The sequence below is a fragment of the Methylobacillus sp. MM3 genome, from assembly GCF_001645185.1.
In the GTDB taxonomy this organism is placed as follows: Bacteria; Pseudomonadota; Gammaproteobacteria; order Burkholderiales; family Methylophilaceae; genus MM2.
The window spans coordinates 380,401-396,035 of record NZ_LXTQ01000001.1 but is presented as its reverse complement, the minus strand read 5'-3'; the positions used below and the strand labels follow the sequence as shown (position 1 = coordinate 396,035).

General features: G+C 58.0%; 12 protein-coding genes. 4 read left to right on the top strand and 8 right to left on the bottom strand.

Going from position 1 to position 15,635, the window contains the following annotated elements:
• Nucleotides 1-14: 14 nt before the first annotated feature.
• Both A7976_RS01920 and A7976_RS01915 read right to left on the bottom strand, forming a co-directional pair.
• On the bottom strand, nucleotides 15-434 hold the full coding sequence (locus A7976_RS01920) for a ribulose bisphosphate carboxylase small subunit (RefSeq protein WP_067106213.1): 420 nt from the start codon (nucleotides 432-434) through the stop codon (nucleotides 15-17).
• A gap of 11 nt (nucleotides 435-445) precedes the next feature.
• On the bottom strand, nucleotides 446-1,921 hold the full coding sequence (locus A7976_RS01915) for a ribulose-bisphosphate carboxylase large subunit (protein ID WP_067106212.1): 1,476 nt from the start codon (nucleotides 1,919-1,921) through the stop codon (nucleotides 446-448).
• 144 nt (nucleotides 1,922-2,065) lie between these two features.
• Between A7976_RS01915 and A7976_RS01910 the strand changes: the two genes are divergently transcribed.
• Nucleotides 2,066-2,977, top strand: a complete 912-nt coding sequence (locus A7976_RS01910; protein WP_067106210.1) for a LysR family transcriptional regulator — start codon at nucleotides 2,066-2,068, stop codon at nucleotides 2,975-2,977.
• 58 nt (nucleotides 2,978-3,035) lie between these two features.
• On the opposite strand, the gene fdhF is transcribed toward A7976_RS01910, so the two are convergent.
• From fdhF to A7976_RS01880, 6 genes are read right to left on the bottom strand one after another with little or no spacing between them, the layout of a single operon-like run.
• Nucleotides 3,036-5,819, bottom strand: coding sequence for a formate dehydrogenase subunit alpha (fdhF, locus tag A7976_RS01905; RefSeq protein ID WP_067106208.1), 2,784 nt, complete (start codon nucleotides 5,817-5,819; stop codon nucleotides 3,036-3,038).
• A gap of 12 nt (nucleotides 5,820-5,831) precedes the next feature.
• Nucleotides 5,832-7,520: an NAD(P)H-dependent oxidoreductase subunit E gene (locus A7976_RS01900; RefSeq protein ID WP_067106206.1), complete on the bottom strand. Its 1,689-nt coding sequence runs from the start codon at nucleotides 7,518-7,520 to the stop codon at nucleotides 5,832-5,834.
• Nucleotides 7,521-7,559: 39 nt separating this feature from the next.
• Entirely contained in the window at nucleotides 7,560-8,366 is an 807-nt protein-coding gene (locus A7976_RS01895; protein WP_067106204.1) for a formylmethanofuran dehydrogenase subunit C, read from the bottom strand.
• Nucleotides 8,363-9,259 carry a formylmethanofuran--tetrahydromethanopterin N-formyltransferase gene (gene fhcD / locus A7976_RS01890; RefSeq protein ID WP_067106202.1) on the bottom strand — a complete coding sequence of 299 codons (897 nt, stop codon included), beginning with the start codon at nucleotides 9,257-9,259 and terminating at the stop codon, nucleotides 8,363-8,365. The genes A7976_RS01895 and fhcD overlap by 4 nt, the downstream gene beginning before the upstream one ends.
• Complete coding sequence (locus tag A7976_RS01885) at nucleotides 9,256-10,932, bottom strand: formylmethanofuran dehydrogenase subunit A (RefSeq protein ID WP_067106200.1); 1,677 nt, start codon at nucleotides 10,930-10,932, stop codon at nucleotides 9,256-9,258. Before A7976_RS01885 ends, fhcD begins: the two co-directional genes overlap by 4 nt.
• A gap of 18 nt (nucleotides 10,933-10,950) precedes the next feature.
• Complete coding sequence (locus A7976_RS01880) at nucleotides 10,951-12,246, bottom strand: formylmethanofuran dehydrogenase subunit B (RefSeq protein ID WP_067106198.1); 1,296 nt, start codon at nucleotides 12,244-12,246, stop codon at nucleotides 10,951-10,953.
• 394 nt (nucleotides 12,247-12,640) lie between these two features.
• Between A7976_RS01880 and A7976_RS01875 the strand changes: the two genes are divergently transcribed.
• The 3 genes from A7976_RS01875 (at nucleotide 12,641) to A7976_RS15315 (ending at nucleotide 15,634) form a co-directional block, all read left to right on the top strand.
• A complete protein-coding gene (locus A7976_RS01875) occupies nucleotides 12,641-13,615 on the top strand; it encodes a beta-ribofuranosylaminobenzene 5'-phosphate synthase family protein (RefSeq protein WP_371440596.1) in 975 nt (324 codons plus the stop codon).
• A 32-nt stretch (nucleotides 13,616-13,647) separates the two neighbouring features.
• Nucleotides 13,648-14,544, top strand: coding sequence for an NAD(P)-dependent methylenetetrahydromethanopterin dehydrogenase (locus tag A7976_RS01870; RefSeq protein WP_067106194.1), 897 nt, complete (start codon nucleotides 13,648-13,650; stop codon nucleotides 14,542-14,544).
• Between the two features lie 334 nt (nucleotides 14,545-14,878).
• On the top strand, nucleotides 14,879-15,634 hold the full coding sequence (locus A7976_RS15315) for an ATP-grasp domain-containing protein (RefSeq protein ID WP_256365512.1): 756 nt from the start codon (nucleotides 14,879-14,881) through the stop codon (nucleotides 15,632-15,634).
• Nucleotide 15,635 lies beyond the last annotated feature (1 nt).

The following is a 15,635-nucleotide window of genomic DNA, read 5'->3' as shown; positions in this document are numbered from 1 at the left end:
GGCTGTGATTCACGCTAACGATAACGCTGACCTTCCGGTTTGTCCGTGGCATAAGAGTGCAAGGTATAGCGGATATGCCGTCCATCGCTTTCCTGACGAAGTAGCTGGAAACCCGGCTCTTCCTTGGGGCGGTTGACGATGAATGACATGCGCGGCGTTTCCCAGCCGCGGGTGCTGTCGAACGCGGTGACCCGGATGTATTGATCCGGATAGGTTTTGCGGCAGTCCTGGACCTCCATCATGATTCCCGCCGGATCGCGCAGATCGAACATCGGCATGCCCCACATTTCCCAATAGGTATTGCGCGGATGCGGGTCGTCCGTGTATTCAACATTGACTGCCCAGTTGTTCTTGAGCGCGTATTTGATCTGGCTGGTGATCTGCTCGTCGGTGAGATCGGGCAGGAATGAAAACTGGCCTTGAGTGATTCTCATGGCATTCTCCTTTATACCGTTGCCGTCTCGGTGGGCACGAAGTCCGCCGTATCGGTCGACGAGTAGTTGAAGGTAATGTCCTTCCAGGTATCCAGCGCCGCCTGCAAAGGCTTGCACCATTTGGCTGCGTTCTCGAGAATTTGCGGGCCTTCGTTCCAGATATCGCGTCCTTCGTTGCGTGCCAGGATCATCGCTTCCAACGCGACACGATTGGCAGTAGCACCAGCCTGTATGCCCATCGGATGGCCAATGGTCCCGCCACCGAATTGCAGTACCACGTCTTCGCCCAGATAATGCAGCAACTGATGCATCTGCCCGGCATGAATGCCGCCGGATGCCACGGGCATTACCTTATTGAGCGATGCCCAGTCCTGCTCGAAGAACAGACCGTTTTCGAGGCTGACCGGTGTATGCGTCTCGCGCAAGGTATCGTAAAAACCCTTGATCATCAGCGGGTCGCCTTCCAGCTTGCCGACTACTGTGCCGGCGTGGATGTGGTCGACCCCGGCCATGCGCATCCATTTGCAAATGACGCGGAAGTTCATGCCGTGGTTTTTCTGGCGCGAATAAGTGGAATTACCGGCGCGGTGCAGATGCAGGATCATGTCATTTCTGCGTGCCCACTTGGCCATGGTCTGGATCGCGGTGTAACCGATCACGAGGTCGATCATCACGATGACCGAACCCAGCGACTTGGCGAATTCGGCCCGCTCGTACATTTCCTCCATCGTTCCGGCCGTGACATTGAGGTAATGTCCCTTGACCTCGCCGGTCGCGGCTGAGGCTCGGTTGACGGCCTCCATGCAATACAGGAATCGGTCGCGCCAATGCATGAACGGCTGCGAGTTGATGTTTTCGTCGTCCTTGACGAAATCCAGGCCACCCTTGAGTGCTTCGTATACCACGCGTCCGTAATTGCGGCCGGAGAGGCCCAGCTTGGGTTTTGTGGTTGCGCCGAGCAGCGGTCGGCCGAATTTGTCCAGACGCTCACGCTCGACCACGATACCGGTGGCCGGTCCCTGGAACGTCTTGAGATAGGCCACCGGAATGCGCATGTCTTCCAGCCGCAGTGCTTTTACCGCCTTGAAGCCGAACACGTTGCCGATGATGGAGGCGGTCAGGTTAGCGATGGAGCCGGGCTCGAACAGGTCGAGGTCGTAGGCGATATAGGCAAAATACTGCTGATCGGTTTTGGTGCCAGGCCCAGTATTGGGCACAGGGTCAACGCGATAGGCCTTGGCGCGATAAAGCTCGCACGCGGTAAGCCGGTCGGTCCACACCACGGTCCAGGTGGCGGTGGAAGATTCGCCCGCTACCGCCGCTGCGGCCTCGATAGCATCGACGCCCTCCTGCGGAGTTACCCGGAACAACGCGATCAGGTCGGTGTCCTTAGGTTGATAGTCCGGCTCCCAGTAGCCCATCTTGGCATAAGGGATCACACCGGATTTGTAGCGCTCTTTTCCCGTGAGGGTTCCAGTCTCTGACATGGTGGGCCTCCTGACTCGGAAATGGGGTAATGAAACATCGAATTGTTTCCGCTTCCATGAGCAAGAGTCTGTCAGAAGTCAGGGATAAATAAAAATCAATTGTTTCTATATAGTTAATAGCTTTTTATCTATACTTTCATCATCATGATGAGCCACGCAACATTTCGCCAGCTTGAAGTTTTCGAGGCGATTGCCCGCCTGGGCAGTTTTACGCGCGCTTCCGAAGAATTGCATCTCACCCAGCCCACGGTTTCCATGCAAATGAAAAAACTGACCGATGCGGTTGGATTGCCGTTGTTCGAACAAGTCGGCCGGCGCATTCATCTCACCGAGGCCGGCAAGGAACTCGCCATTGCTGCGCGCGAGATCATGCAATCCCTGGAGCGCTGCGATATGTCCATCGCTGAAATGCGGGGGCTGAAAAAAGGCAAACTGCGATTGGCGGTGGTCTCGACCGCCAAGTACTTCGTACCGCGCATACTCGGTGAGTTTTTACGCCAGCACCCCGGCGTTGAGGTTTCCCTCAAGGTGACCAATCGCCAGCGCGTGCTGGAGCGTGCAGCGGAAAATCTGGACGATCTCTATATTCTGAGCCAGCCGGTCGGCCATATCGAACTGGTGGCAAAATCGTTCATGGAAAATCCGCTGCTGGTCATGGCGCACCCTGAACATCCTCTCACGCATGAACGCAATATTCCGCTGCAACGTATTGCCCAAGAGCCTTTCCTGATGCGGGAGGAGGGATCTGGCACGCGTCTTAGCGTGGAACGGATTTTTGGCAGCCAGGGCCTGAAACCCAACATCCGTATGGAGTTGGGGAGCAACGAAGCCATCAAGCAGGCCATCATCGGCGGACTGGGAATTTCCATATTGTCACGCCACACCTTGGGTATGGATGGAATGGGCGAGCCAGTGGTACTGGATGTCGAAGGTTTTCCCGTCGTCAATCAGTGGCATATCGGCCATCCGCACGGCAAGCAATTGTCCGTGGTGGCGAGCGCCTTCCTGGATTATCTTTTAAGACGCATGATGAAGTCTCCTGAAACTAGCGAGTAGCCATCCCTGCAAATAAAAAGGCCGGCATAAGCCGGCCTTTTTATTGCCTTCAGGATACTCAGGCGGGTGCCAACTCGCTGTGGTAACCGAGTTCGGTCGGCATCGTGCCGCCTTTCTTCAGCCGCACGGCGCAGTACTTGACCTCCGCAATCTTCGCGAACGGGTCGAGTGCCTGATTGGTCAGCTTGTTTGCTGCCGCTTCGTAGTAGCAGAAGGCGATGAACACCGAGCCGCGCGGGATACCGTCATCGGCACGCGCAATCAAGGCCACTTCGCCGCGTCGCGATTCTACCGTCAGGATGTCGCCAGGCTTGGCGCCGAGCGCATCCAGGTCGAGCGGATGAATGCTGACCGTCGGCGCCGGTTCAATGGCGTCCAGCACGCTGGCGCGGCGCGTCATGCTGCCGGTATGCCAGTGTTCCAGCATGCGGCCGGTGATGAGCACCATCGGATATTCGGCATCCGGGCGTTCGTCCGCAGGAATGATATCTGCCGGCACCAGTTTGGCACGGCCAGAAGGGCGCGGGAACTCGTCGTGGAATATGACTTCCTCGCCGGGGTCGCCCTCGTGTTCGCACGGATAGCAAACGGCTTCGTTCTCCAGACGTTCCCACGTCATGCCGGCGATAGATTGCATTGCCAAGCGCATTTCGTTGAACACTTCCTTGGGGCCGGGGTAATGCCAGTTCACGCCAAGGCGGGTCGCGACTTCCTGGATGATCCACAGATCCTGGCGTGCCTCGCCTGGTGGGGTGATCGCCGGGCGGCCGATCTGCACCAGGCGGTCGGTATTAGTGAAGGTGCCGAGCTTTTCAGCATGCGCACTGGCCGGCAGTATCACGTCGGCAAGATAGGCGGTTTCGGTCATGAAGATGTCCTGCACCACCAGATGCTCGAGTCGGGCCAAGCCTTCGCGGGCGTGGTTGCTGTTGGGGTCCGACATCGCCGGGTTTTCGCCCTGCACATACATGCCTTTGATCTTGCCTGCGTAGGCCGCTTCCATGATCTCGACGACGGTCAGCCCCGGCTTGTCATCGAGCTCGCTACCCCACAGTTTCTCGAACTTGGCGTGAATCACGGGATCGTTCACCGGCTGATAGTCGGGGAACACCATCGGAATCAGGCCGACGTCGGAAGCGCCTTGCACGTTGTTCTGGCCTCTGAGCGGATGCAGGCCGGTGCCGCGGCGTCCGATCTGGCCGGTGACCATGGATAGCGCGATCAGGCAGCGCGAGTTGTCGGTACCGTGAACGTGCTGTGACACGCCCATGCCCCACAGGATGATGGAAGCCTTGGACTTGGCGTACAGACGCGCCACCTCGCGCAGGGTTTGGGCGTCGATGCCGCAGATCGGCGCCATCGCTTCCGGCGAGAAGCCCTTGACGTTTTCCTTGAGCGCTTCGTAGTTTTCCGTGCGGTTCTTGACGAACTCTTCGTCCACCAGGCCCTCTTCCACAATCACATGCAGCATTGCATTCAGCATGGCCACATCGGTGTCGGGCTTGAATGGCAGATGGTACGCCGCATGGCGTGCGAGTTCGGTGCGGCGCGGATCCATCAGAATCAGCTTGGCGCCATCCTTGACTGCATTCTTGATGAAGGTCGCGGCAACCGGGTGGTTGACGATGGGGTTAGCACCGATGATCACGATGACTTCGGAGTACTGCACGTCGGCCACCGGGTTGGATACCGCGCCGGAACCGACGCCTTCCAGCAGCGCGACCACGCTCGATGCGTGGCAGAGGCGGGTACAGTGGTCGACGTTGTTGGTGCCAAAACCGGTGCGCACCAGTTTCTGGAACAGGTAGGCTTCTTCATTGCTGCCCTTGGCCGAGCCGAAGCCCGCCAGTGCGTATTTGCCGTCGCGTTCCTTGATGTTTTTCAGACCGTTGGCGGCAAAATCCAGCGCTTCTTCCCAGGTCGCTTCGCGGAATGCGGCGTAGGGGTTGGCCGGATCCATGTCGATCTCGGCATTCTTTGGCACGCCCGGCTTGCGTATGAGCGGCTTGGTCAGGCGGTGCTGATGGCGCGGGTAGTCGAAGCCGTAGCGGCCCTTGACGCACAGGCGGCCATGGTTGGCAGGACCGTCGCGGCCGACCACCTGGATGATCTTGTCTTCCTTGACGTGATAGGTGAGCTGACAGCCGACACCGCAATACGGGCAGACCGAGTCCACCTTTTTGTCCGGTACCACCAGCGCGGCATTCTTGGCGGGCGACAGTGCGCCGGTAGGGCAGGCCTGCACACATTCGCCGCAGGTGACGCAAGTGCTGTCGCCCATCGGATCGCCCTGGTCGAACACGATTTCGGAGTGATGGCCACGGAACGCATAGCCGATGACATCGTTGACCTGCTCTTCGCGGCAGGCGCGTACGCAGCGGGTGCACTGAATGCAAGCGTCGAGATTGACCGCAATCGCCGGGTTGGAAAGGTCGGCATTGGGCGACATGCGTGGCTCGAAGCGCGGCTTGCCAAGATTCATTTTCTTCGCCCATTGGGTCAGCTCGTTATCGAGCTTGTATTCCTTGGGCGGCATGTCCGACAGCAGGAGTTCCAGCACCATCTTCTGCGCGGCGGTTGCTCGCGGGCTGGTGGACTGGACTTCCATGTCGGGAGCGGGCGCGCGGCAGCATGAAGGTGCCAATACGCGCTCGCCCTTGATCTCGACAACGCAGGCGCGGCAGTTACCGTCCGGACGCATGCCGTCCATGTAGCACAAATGAGGAATTTCCACGCCGTTACGCTTGGCGGCCTGGATGATGGTTTCGCCCTCAAAGGCATCGATCTTCTCGCCATTGAGCGAGAAGCCGATGGTGGCGGGCAATGTAGAAGGAGCATTCATGACCGTGTCCTCTTACTTCAGTTCGTCAGGGAAGTATTTCATTACGGAACGCAGCGGGTTGGGGGCTGCCTGACCGAGACCGCATATGGATGCGTCTATCATGGCCACGGAAAGTTCCTCCAACAATGATTGATTCCATTGTGGTTTTTCCATCAGTTTTGCTGCTTTCTCAGTACCCACGCGGCAAGGCGTGCACTGTCCGCAGGATTCATCCTCAAAGAACTTCATCGCGTTGAGGGCAAGATCCTTGGCTTTGTCCTTGTCCGAAAACACGATGATCGCTGCCGAGCCGATGAAACAGCCGTACTGATTCAGCGTATCGAAATCCAGCGGAATGTCGCCCATGCTCGCCGGCAGGATGCCGCCCGATGCGCCTCCGGGGAAATAGCCATAGAATTCGTGGCCGTCCAGCATGCCACCGCAGTACTCATCGATCAACTCGCGCATGGTGATGCCGGCCGGGGCCAGATGCACTCCCGGCTTCTTGACGCGGCCGCTGACCGAGAAGGAGCGCAGGCCCTTGCGATCGTGCCGGCCATGCGCGGTGAACCATTCCGGGCCCTTTTCGACGATGTCGCGCACCCAGAACACGGATTCCATGTTGTGCTCCAGCGTCGGGCGACCGAAGAGACCAACCTGCGCCACGAACGGCGGACGCAGACGCGGCATGCCGCGCTTGCCTTCGATGGATTCGATCATGGCGGATTCTTCACCGCAAATATAGGCACCGGCGCCGCGCCGCAGATGGATTTCCGGCAGATTGGCAGGCGGATTAGCCTGGAGTGCGGCCAGCTCCTTGGTCAATATCTTGCGGCAGCCCGCGTATTCGTCACGCAGGTAGACGTAAATCTTCTGGATGCCGACGGCCCAGGCCGCGATCAGCATGCCTTCCAGGAAACGGTGCGGGTCGCGTTCGAGATAGTAGCGATCCTTGAATGTACCCGGTTCGCCTTCATCGATATTGACCGCCATCAGGCGTGGAGCGGGCTGGCCGCTGACGATGCGCCACTTGCGGCCGACCGGAAAGCCTGCGCCGCCCAAACCGCGCAAGCCGGAATTTTCCATGATGGAAATCAGTTCTTCTGAAGTGCGCTTTCCTTCAATACAGTCGCGGTAAAGCTGATAGCCACCGTGGCTCAGATATTGGTCGAAAGGGATGTAGGCTGTTACCGGAGCCTCGATGTCGCCGGCATTGGCGATATCGATTACGGCCGCAGCATCCGCATGATCGATGGGGTTCTGTCCGACCACTGCAATCGGAGCGGTGTCGCAGCGGCCCACGCAGGGCACGGGTTGTACGCGGATATGGTCTCCCAGGCCGCGCTTCAATGCATCGATCAGTTCATGCGCGCCGGCCATGTCGCACGAAACCGACTCGCATACGCGAACGGTCAGTGCGGGAGGCGGAGTCTGCCCTTCCTTGACGACATCGAAGTGATGGTAAAACGTGGCGACTTCATAGACTTCGGTCTGGGACATCTTCATCACCGCAGCAAGCGCCGCGATATGCTTGCTGGAGATATGGCCAAACTTGTCCTGAATCTTGTGAAGATGCTCGATGAGCATATCGGGCGCGCAGGACTCTCCCTGGATCAGTGCCTCGATCTCGGTGCGTGCGGCAGGGTCAACAGGGCGGCCTTTGGGCTTGCCCTGTTTTTTTGTAAATGCAATCGGAATAGATGCGGCTTTTTGCTCGGACATGCAGTAAACCTCGATTAGTTTGATTCCGATTCTGATCTCTTACATGAAAATCAGAATCTCTCCCTTGCCATCGTTGGCCAGATCGCCTGCGTATCGTTGCACGCGATTCAGATGGATTGCCGCGAACTTGCTGGGCAAGCCGCTAAAAGATTTGAACATCAGCTTGAGGAAAGGCAGTGTATGCGAGCCGCAATCCTGCAAGGTGGCGTGTAATCTGGGTTGGCTGAACAATAGCAGGGTTCCGCGGCGCATGCCGTAGCCGACGTAATCGCCGACCGAGCCCATCACGCCTATCGTGCCAGCCAGCATGCGCGAGGCGCAATATGCACCGACGTTGCCTTCGATAAGCACAATGCCACGACGCATCTGGTCGCCGACGCGATCACCGGCGTTGCCAGTGACAATCACCAGACCGCCCTTCATGCCCTTGCGGTCGCCGGGTATTGCGGATGCCAGATAGTCACCGACGCTGCCATGAATGTGCAGGGTGCCACCACTCATGCCGCTGGCGGCAAAACCGCCGGCATGGCCATGTAGCACGATATTGCCCTTCTTCATATGGAAGCCGAGATACCAGCCTGCATCACCGTGAATGATGATACGGCCGCTCTGCATCGCGTTGCCGATATAGTCCAGCTTGTCGCGGCAGTTCATGAAGACGAGATCGCTGGCGTCGTCACCGGAAATATCGAATACCGCATCGGTGCGCAGCGTAAGTTTGCCGGACTGCAATTCGATGGCGCCGATTTCGGCAACGGACTTCCCGGCAAGCTTGTCCGGGGTAAGCGGCGAACAGTCGATACGTTGTTGGGGAATGCTTTTCAGGGTAAGGGTCAGGGCGCTCATGCCATGATCTCCCGCAAGTGGAACTGGAATTGGCCGAGCTTGCCGCCGTAATTACCGGCAGAAATCCGTTTGATGCCGTTCTTGGCGCCGAGTTCGCACGCGGCAGCGATGCCGGCACGCGTAGCCTTGCGCACGTCTTCATCCGTCAAACCGTCGATGACGATTTCCATCACCGATTCGATTTCCGGCGACAGGTCGGTCTTGGTAATGCCTTTCAGAGTTGGGCAGAACGCGTCGTTGGTCGACGCAATCAGTGTCTTGTACTTGGATCCGACCTTGGAGCCGGAGCGTACGACGCCGCCGGGGAAGGGCATGATCACATTGGGTACTTTCTTCATGGCTTCAATCGCCGCTTCGCATGCCGCCAATGCCTGCGGTTGCGATTCGGCCAGCACCAGGAAATTGCCGCCGCCGACGGCACGTACCATGCCGGTTTTTTCTTCGGTCAGGAATTCGCCGTCCATTACCGGCACGCGCCAGTAGCGCTTGCCGCCGAACTGTTTCGAAATCTGGAATCCGTCGCCGAAAAAGCGCAGGTTTTTGCCGAGGTTGATGCGGTCGCCGCCTTCAATGCCCGAGAATGCGGCAGCGGTGGGGCAGGTCAGCACACATTGGCCCATGCGGGTTTCGAGTTGCTTCATCAGCACCGCGCTGCCCATGGCGAACAGCAATACGGCTACGCCGGGGCGGCCGTCAGGCGTTTCGGAGGAATCCAGTTCGCGTTCGATGCCGGCTTCCACGCCGCAGGCGATGACCGAGGTCGCGAAACCGGTCATTGCGTTGGCGGCGTTATACGCCCATTTCAGGTTCTGCGCGGTGATGATGACGCGCGTGCCGCGCATGCCGAAGGCTTCGGCGAAAGTATCGTCAATGACGACGCCGTTGATGATCATGCCGTCTTCTCCCGGCGACCCTTGCATTCCTGCACGATGACCTTGCCGCGACCGTCGCCTTCGATCTCGTCGTTGCTTACCTTCATATGATCCATTTTTATCGTGAGATACTTGTCGAAGTACTGCTTGATTTCCTTTTCGATGCCGCGGTCGAACTCGGGCTTGACGGTATGCGTCGCCCCCCAGACTACGCGGACGATATTGCCGTCCTTGACGATCAATTGGCCGTCCTTGAATACGTAATCCGGCTTCTCGAACATTTTTTCGCGGTCAGCGATATCGGTATACACCGTGATGTCGGCTGCTGCGCCCACGCCCAGATGCCCACGGTCATGCAGACCGACCAGCTTGGCAGCACCGGCGCGGGTCATGATCGCGATTTCGTAGAGCGAATATTCGCGGTCGATGGACGCCAGTGTGCTCATTTTCTGAGCATCCAGGTTCAGGCTGGCGAACATGTCGTTACGGAAGGTCTTGTCCATCAGCAGTTTGATCAGGTGCGGATAACTGGTGAAGGGCGCGCCGTTGGGGTGGTCGGTAGTCAGGAAAATGCGCCATGGATCGTCCACCAGCAGGAAAATTTCCAGACCGATCGCCCACTGCAGCGCATTGACGAAATTCTGATCCTTGTACTTGAACGGTACTACGCCGCAACCGGCATCGCATTCGATATCCATGCATACCGACTTGTGCGGGCTGCCAGCACCGGCATTGCGGAATTGCGACATCTGGTCGCCGGAGGCGGTCACGGTCTGGCCGAACAGAATCTGGCCGACGTCCGCTGAGATGTTCTTTTGCTTGTTGATCGCTTCGGCAATACGTGCGGCACCCGAGGAAAACTTGCGATCGCCTTCCGTACCGTAGCTATGGAACTGGATGTGTGTGAGGTGCATCGGATAACCTTCGACACCCGCCATCGAGTTCAGCGTGGTTTCCACGTTGCCCGGTACGCCGAGATTATTGCCGTGTACATGCAGCGGATGGGGTACGCCAAGCTCATGCACGGCACGCGCCAGCGTTTTCAGTACTTCGCGTGGCGTTATGCCGTAATACGAGTTTTGTTCATCCAGATCAAGGAAGCGCTGGTTGAATTTGAATGCGTTGATGCCGCCGGCATTTACCACCTTGATACCGATGCCCTGGCTTGCGGCAATGGTCCACGCGACGTAATCGTTGATTGCGTTCTGGTCTTGCTTGGCGGCAAGCATGCGCAGGAATAAATCGTCGCTGCCCAGCATCGCGTAGCCACCCTTGTCGATCATGGGCGTATCGCCCATTTCAAGGTGCGCCTGGCGTGCGTTCATTGGCAGCACGGCAGGTTCGAAACCTGCGGTGTAGCCCATTTCGGCGTAACGATAACCCGCGGTGAGCGTGGAAGGCACGGCATGGCCGCAGCCCGCACGGCACAAATCGCTATGCGCTGCCGGGTCGTGGCGATGATCTTCCGGCAACATCGTGCGGGCGATGTTGACTTTACCGCCACCGATATGGGTATGCATGTCGATGGCGCCGGCCATGACGACTTTGCCTGCGAGATTGTATTCCTGGTCGATGCGTTCGCCGTCGCGCGGTTTTTCGACAATGCGGCCGTCACGGACGAAAATGTCCATGGCTTTGCCATCGATGCCGTGCGCCGGATCGTAAATGGTGCCGCCGCTCAGTTTGATCAGCATGTGGGTTTCCTTGAAATCTTACTGGACTGCCGGTTGCAGAGCTTGTTCGATTGCGCGCAATACTTCGCCCAGCGTGGGCAGGCTGCTGCTGCGCAATTGCTGCAATGGCAGCGCTACGACGTTGTCACTGCGGAACATGATGCCTTTATGGTCGATGCCGGGCGTTCCCACCGGGATGTACACGTCCGGTTCTTTTTCGAATTCCATGTGCGCGTCGCCGAATACCACGGTCGGTACGTCGGCGGCCGGCGGAGTACGCTCGGGATTGAACGTCGAAACCCAGAAGAGCGCGTCCGCTTCGCCGCTTTGCAGCTGACGGTCGGCAGCATAGATATAAGGATCGAAATCCGGGTAATTACGCTGGTAGGAGTTGCGCATCGGATAACCGCTGATCCATGCACTCACCTGGTTGGCACTCGTATCGCCGTCGCTGCCGCCGAGCGGCAGGCCTGCAGCGCGCGTGGTCTTGTTGATGGCGATGACCAGCTCGGTGATGTTCTGCACTGTGAGTTCCGCATGCGGGAAGGCGAGCGGGCCGGCTGCCCAGGCAACCACGGCGTACTTGGCGGCAAGCAGGCGCTGTGCAAGTCGCTCGAGGTCTGCGGTGGCGATGCCGGCAATTTCAGAAGCGTGAAGTTTCTTGCCGATGATGAGCGCGCGTAAAGCCGCAACGACCTCCGGGATGCGGTCGAGATCGCATGCAAATACATCGGGCTGGCGTCCGTCCGGCGAAACGCCGGCGGAGGTGTCTAGGTCGCGTCCACCGAGGTAAACGATCTCGCGCTGACTCGTATTCTGGTCGAACATCGTTTCGGTGTTCCAGATTTCGCGCTCGAAAAAACGCGGGTTGACGCTGCTGATATCGGTACCAACCACGACCAGCAAGTCAACGCGATTGCGTACTTCACTCAGTGTCGTGGTAAACCAGCCGGAGTTCTGGAGCACATGGATGTTGCGCATGAACCCATTGGAATTCATGTGGTCCAGCGTAGCCCGGCTGCTTTCGGCAAGATTCATCACCGCGCGCATGCCGAAGACCTCGGTGCCCAGGCCGGCCAAAAGAGGCTGCCGGGCTTTGCCGAGAATTTCAGCTGCTTTGGCAAGCGCTTCCTGCAATGCGACAGGCTTGCCTTGAATGCGAGGGCTGGGCGCGGCAACAGGGCGTTCGAAAAAAGTCACGGCGCGGGCGCAGCCGTTTTCCATGACTTTAAGGTTACCTGCGGAGTCGCGTTGGACGGTCAGATCGTCGCAAAGCAAGCCGCAGAAAGGACAGGCTACCGATTCAACGGTGCCCGCCTGAGCAAAATTATCCATTCGGATTCTCTCGTTCCAAATCTTGGCGCGCTTCTGGATGCGCACCTACGTTAGCTTTGCGGAAATTTGAGATTGCAGCAACACCGGGTTCACCAGACGGCGCGGCGGGGTTGTGCAGGGGACTAGATCGAATGCATGCAACCAAAAGCGGCAACCAAAAACTTCACTGCGCATTATCAAGTGAAAAAAACGGGTCGTCAATATAAAGGGGTGTTCTATGAAGCCCTTATGCAGGCAGGGGTTCCGCCATGAATTGTTGCGGGCTCTCCGACAGGGCAGAATTTTTTGGATTGAATTTCAATAAATACATTTGCTAGGCTAAAATGACGGGTTTATTCCCTGAATCGAATTTATCGGCATGTCTGGCTGTAATACTCCGCAACGAGTTAGCGTTGTGACGACGGCGCGCCTGCACATGGGGTTCCTCGATTTGCACGGTGGACTCGGGCGCCGGTTCGGCAGCATAGGCCTGGCTCTGGAGCAGCCGTACACCCGCCTGACGGTAACGCGATCCACAGAGTTTATAGCTCAGGGGCTCGGCGCTGAGCGTGCGTTGGCTTGCGCAAGGCGCTTCATGGAGCGCGCTCAGCTCTCGCATGGGGTGAGTCTGGAGCTGCAAAGCACCATTCCAGAGCATGCGGGCTTGGGATCGGGTACGCAAATGTCGTTGGCTGTAGGCGTTGCGCTGGCAAAATTGTACGAGTCGTCGCTTTCCGTTCGCGAGATAGCCGCGTTGACGGACAGAGGGGCACGCTCCGGGATCGGTATTGGTGCTTTCGAGCAAGGCGGATTGTTGCTGGACGGAGGGCGCGGCGCGAATACGCTGGTTCCCCCTTTGCTGTCACGCATGGACTTTCCCGACGCGTGGAGGGTGCTGCTGATTTTTGATCGCTCCGGTGCCGGTGTGCATGGGAACGAGGAAGTGGAAGCGTTCCGGACGTTGCCGGAGTTTCCTGAAGAAATCGCAGCGGCATTGTGCCGCCGCGTACTGATGCAGGCCTTGCCGGCTGTGGCCGAGCAGAATCTTGATGCTTTTGGATCGGCAATTTATGAAATCCAGTGCCGGATAGGGGATTACTTCGCTTCTGCCCAGGGCGGGGAGCGATATACCAGTGCCGCTGTCGGTGATGCGCTCGAATGGATGCGCACGCAAGGCGTCCGGTGCGTGGGCCAGAGTTCCTGGGGCCCCACGGGTTTTGCAGTGCTGGAAAACGAACTCGAAGCGCAGGCAATGGCGGCTGCGCTCGAAGCGAGATGCGCCCACAGGCAGGGCATGAGCTTCATGCTTTGCCAGGCGCGAAATCAAGGTAGTGAAGTACGGGTGGCGTACGAGGGCGATCTCGTTGACAAGGCCTGTGCGGTGAATTAAGTTCTATTCATTATTTAATAAGGGTAACAACAATGGAAAAGCCATACGTTCTTCATTTCATTACGCCGGCCAAGAATGCCAGCCCGTTCGACGTGAACATGGCCTATGACGCCGGTTATGACGCCATCGCTCCTTACACCAATGTTCAGTTGAACGAAGTGACCGGCCTTGTGCAAGACGCCATTTTCTCGCGCGGGCCTCGTGGCGTATGGCGTACCGGCATGCTGATCGGTGGTCGCGATATCGACCTGGCGATGGATATGCTGGAAGCTGCCAGAAAGGCAATGTTTCCTCCTTTTGAGATTTCCGTATTTGCAGATCCTTCCGGCGCATTCACGACCGCCGCGGCAATGATGGCCATGGTCGAGCGGCAGTTGAAACGTCAATTCGGTGGCGATCTCTCCGGCCGCAAGATCGCCATTTTTGGCGCTACCGGCCCGGTTGGCGGCTGTACCGCAGTCATCGCAGCCAAGCACGGTGCGACCGTTGAGCTTGTGGCCCACCGCTCTCTCGCGGATGTTCAGGAAAAGGCTGCGGCTTACAATAAGCGTTACGGCACCGACATCGGCTACGCCGACGGCAGCACGGACGAACTCAAGAAAAAGATACTGCATAGTGCCGATGTTGCTCTCTGCTGCGCTGCAGCGGGCGTGCGCGTGATTACGCTGGAACAAATGGCCGGCTCGCCGACACTAAAGGTGGTCGCCGACGTCAATGCGGTTCCACCGACCGGTGCTGAAGGCGTTACCGCGATGGCCGATGGCGTTCAAATCGAAGGCACCAATGCTTTCGGCATGGGTGCTCTGGCCATCGGTAACAACAAATATCAGTTGCAGCAAAATCTGTTCAAGAAAATGCTGGAAGGCCAGACGCACGTGTATCTGGATTTCCTGTCCGCATTCGAAATGGCGCGCAAGGATCTCGCCTAAGCCGCTCATTATTGCCGCTGCTTGCGCCCGGCCGTTTGTCCGGGCGGCTGCGGCATCCGGCCGCCACGTTATCGCGGCGGACGTTTTTTGCGATATCGATACGCGTCATGCCGCGGGTAAAGCCATTCAACTGGCTTACCGGCATGGAGGGTTCGATGCGGAGGATGTACGGGCTCAGTTGCTTTTCGTTGCCTCAAAAGGCACAAGCTTGGTCTACGGCAGCGGATTCGAGACACAGCCGGAATTGTTGGAAGAGCTTGCACTGAATTTCCAGCTCATTGGAAATCAGCCAGAAACGGTCAGGATCATCAAGGATCCGGGCCGTTTTTTTTCGATGTTGTCCCGCCTCGGCATTCCCGCTCCTGAAGTTTCGATGGCGTTGCCAACGGCCTCGGCCGAGTGGTTGACAAAGCTTGTCGGTGGTTCCGGCGGCACACATGTCTTACCCGTAATGGAACGCCATGAGGCAGGGCGTTACTATCAGCGTAAGGTCTGCGGACAGCCAGTCTCTTTGCTATTTCTGGCGGATGGCAGCAAGGCTAACGTTGTCGGGTATAACTTGCAGCTATTGGCGCCTGTGCCGACCATGCCATATCGCTATGGTGGGGCGGTGAGTCACTTTCCGTTGCCGGAAAACATATGCAACTCCATGTTGCAGGCCGCAGAGAAAATCACAGCAGAGATGGGTTTGCGCGGGCTGAATAGCCTGGACTGTATTGCAAATGAAGAAAATTTCTGGGTGCTGGAGGTCAATCCGCGATTGAGCGCCACCTTTGCGCTTTATGATGCCGATCACGCTGGCGCAATGTTGTTCGAGGGGCACATGCAGGCAAGCATGGGCGTAATGCCCGAGCCCTTGTCACAGGAGCCATCGCAGGCGCATTTGATATACTATGCCCCTTTCGATTTGACAGTGCCGGCGGCAATGGAGTGGCCGGACTGGGTGGCGGACGTACCTGAGCCCGCTTCCCGGATTGAGGCGGAGGAGCCTCTTTGCACCGTGTCGGCATCGGCGGCGAGAGCAGGTCAGGCCTTGGCGCTTGCGCGTACTCGCGTCGAAGCGTTGACGCGGCTTGTTAATAATTTTTGAA

Excerpts from the sequence above, each read along its gene's own strand:
- A7976_RS01885 (WP_067106200.1), bottom strand. The coding sequence starts at position 10,932 with ATGCTGATCAAACTGAGCGGCGGCACCATTTACGATCCGGCGCACGGC.
- A7976_RS01880 (WP_067106198.1), bottom strand. The coding sequence starts at position 12,246 with ATGGATAATTTTGCTCAGGCGGGCACCGTTGAATCGGTAGCCTGTCCT.
- A7976_RS01920 (WP_067106213.1), bottom strand. The coding sequence starts at position 434 with ATGAGAATCACTCAAGGCCAGTTTTCATTCCTGCCCGATCTCACCGAC.
- A7976_RS01895 (WP_067106204.1), bottom strand. The coding sequence starts at position 8,366 with ATGAGCGCCCTGACCCTTACCCTGAAAAGCATTCCCCAACAACGTATC.
- A7976_RS15315 (WP_256365512.1), top strand. The coding sequence starts at position 14,879 with ATGTTGTCCCGCCTCGGCATTCCCGCTCCTGAAGTTTCGATGGCGTTG.
- fhcD (WP_067106202.1), bottom strand. The coding sequence starts at position 9,259 with ATGATCATCAACGGCGTCGTCATTGACGATACTTTCGCCGAAGCCTTC.
- fdhF (WP_067106208.1), bottom strand. The coding sequence starts at position 5,819 with ATGAATGCTCCTTCTACATTGCCCGCCACCATCGGCTTCTCGCTCAAT.
- A7976_RS01910 (WP_067106210.1), top strand. The coding sequence starts at position 2,066 with ATGATGAGCCACGCAACATTTCGCCAGCTTGAAGTTTTCGAGGCGATT.
- A7976_RS01900 (WP_067106206.1), bottom strand. The coding sequence starts at position 7,520 with ATGTCCGAGCAAAAAGCCGCATCTATTCCGATTGCATTTACAAAAAAA.
- A7976_RS01870 (WP_067106194.1), top strand. The coding sequence starts at position 13,648 with ATGGAAAAGCCATACGTTCTTCATTTCATTACGCCGGCCAAGAATGCC.
- A7976_RS01915 (WP_067106212.1), bottom strand. The coding sequence starts at position 1,921 with ATGTCAGAGACTGGAACCCTCACGGGAAAAGAGCGCTACAAATCCGGT.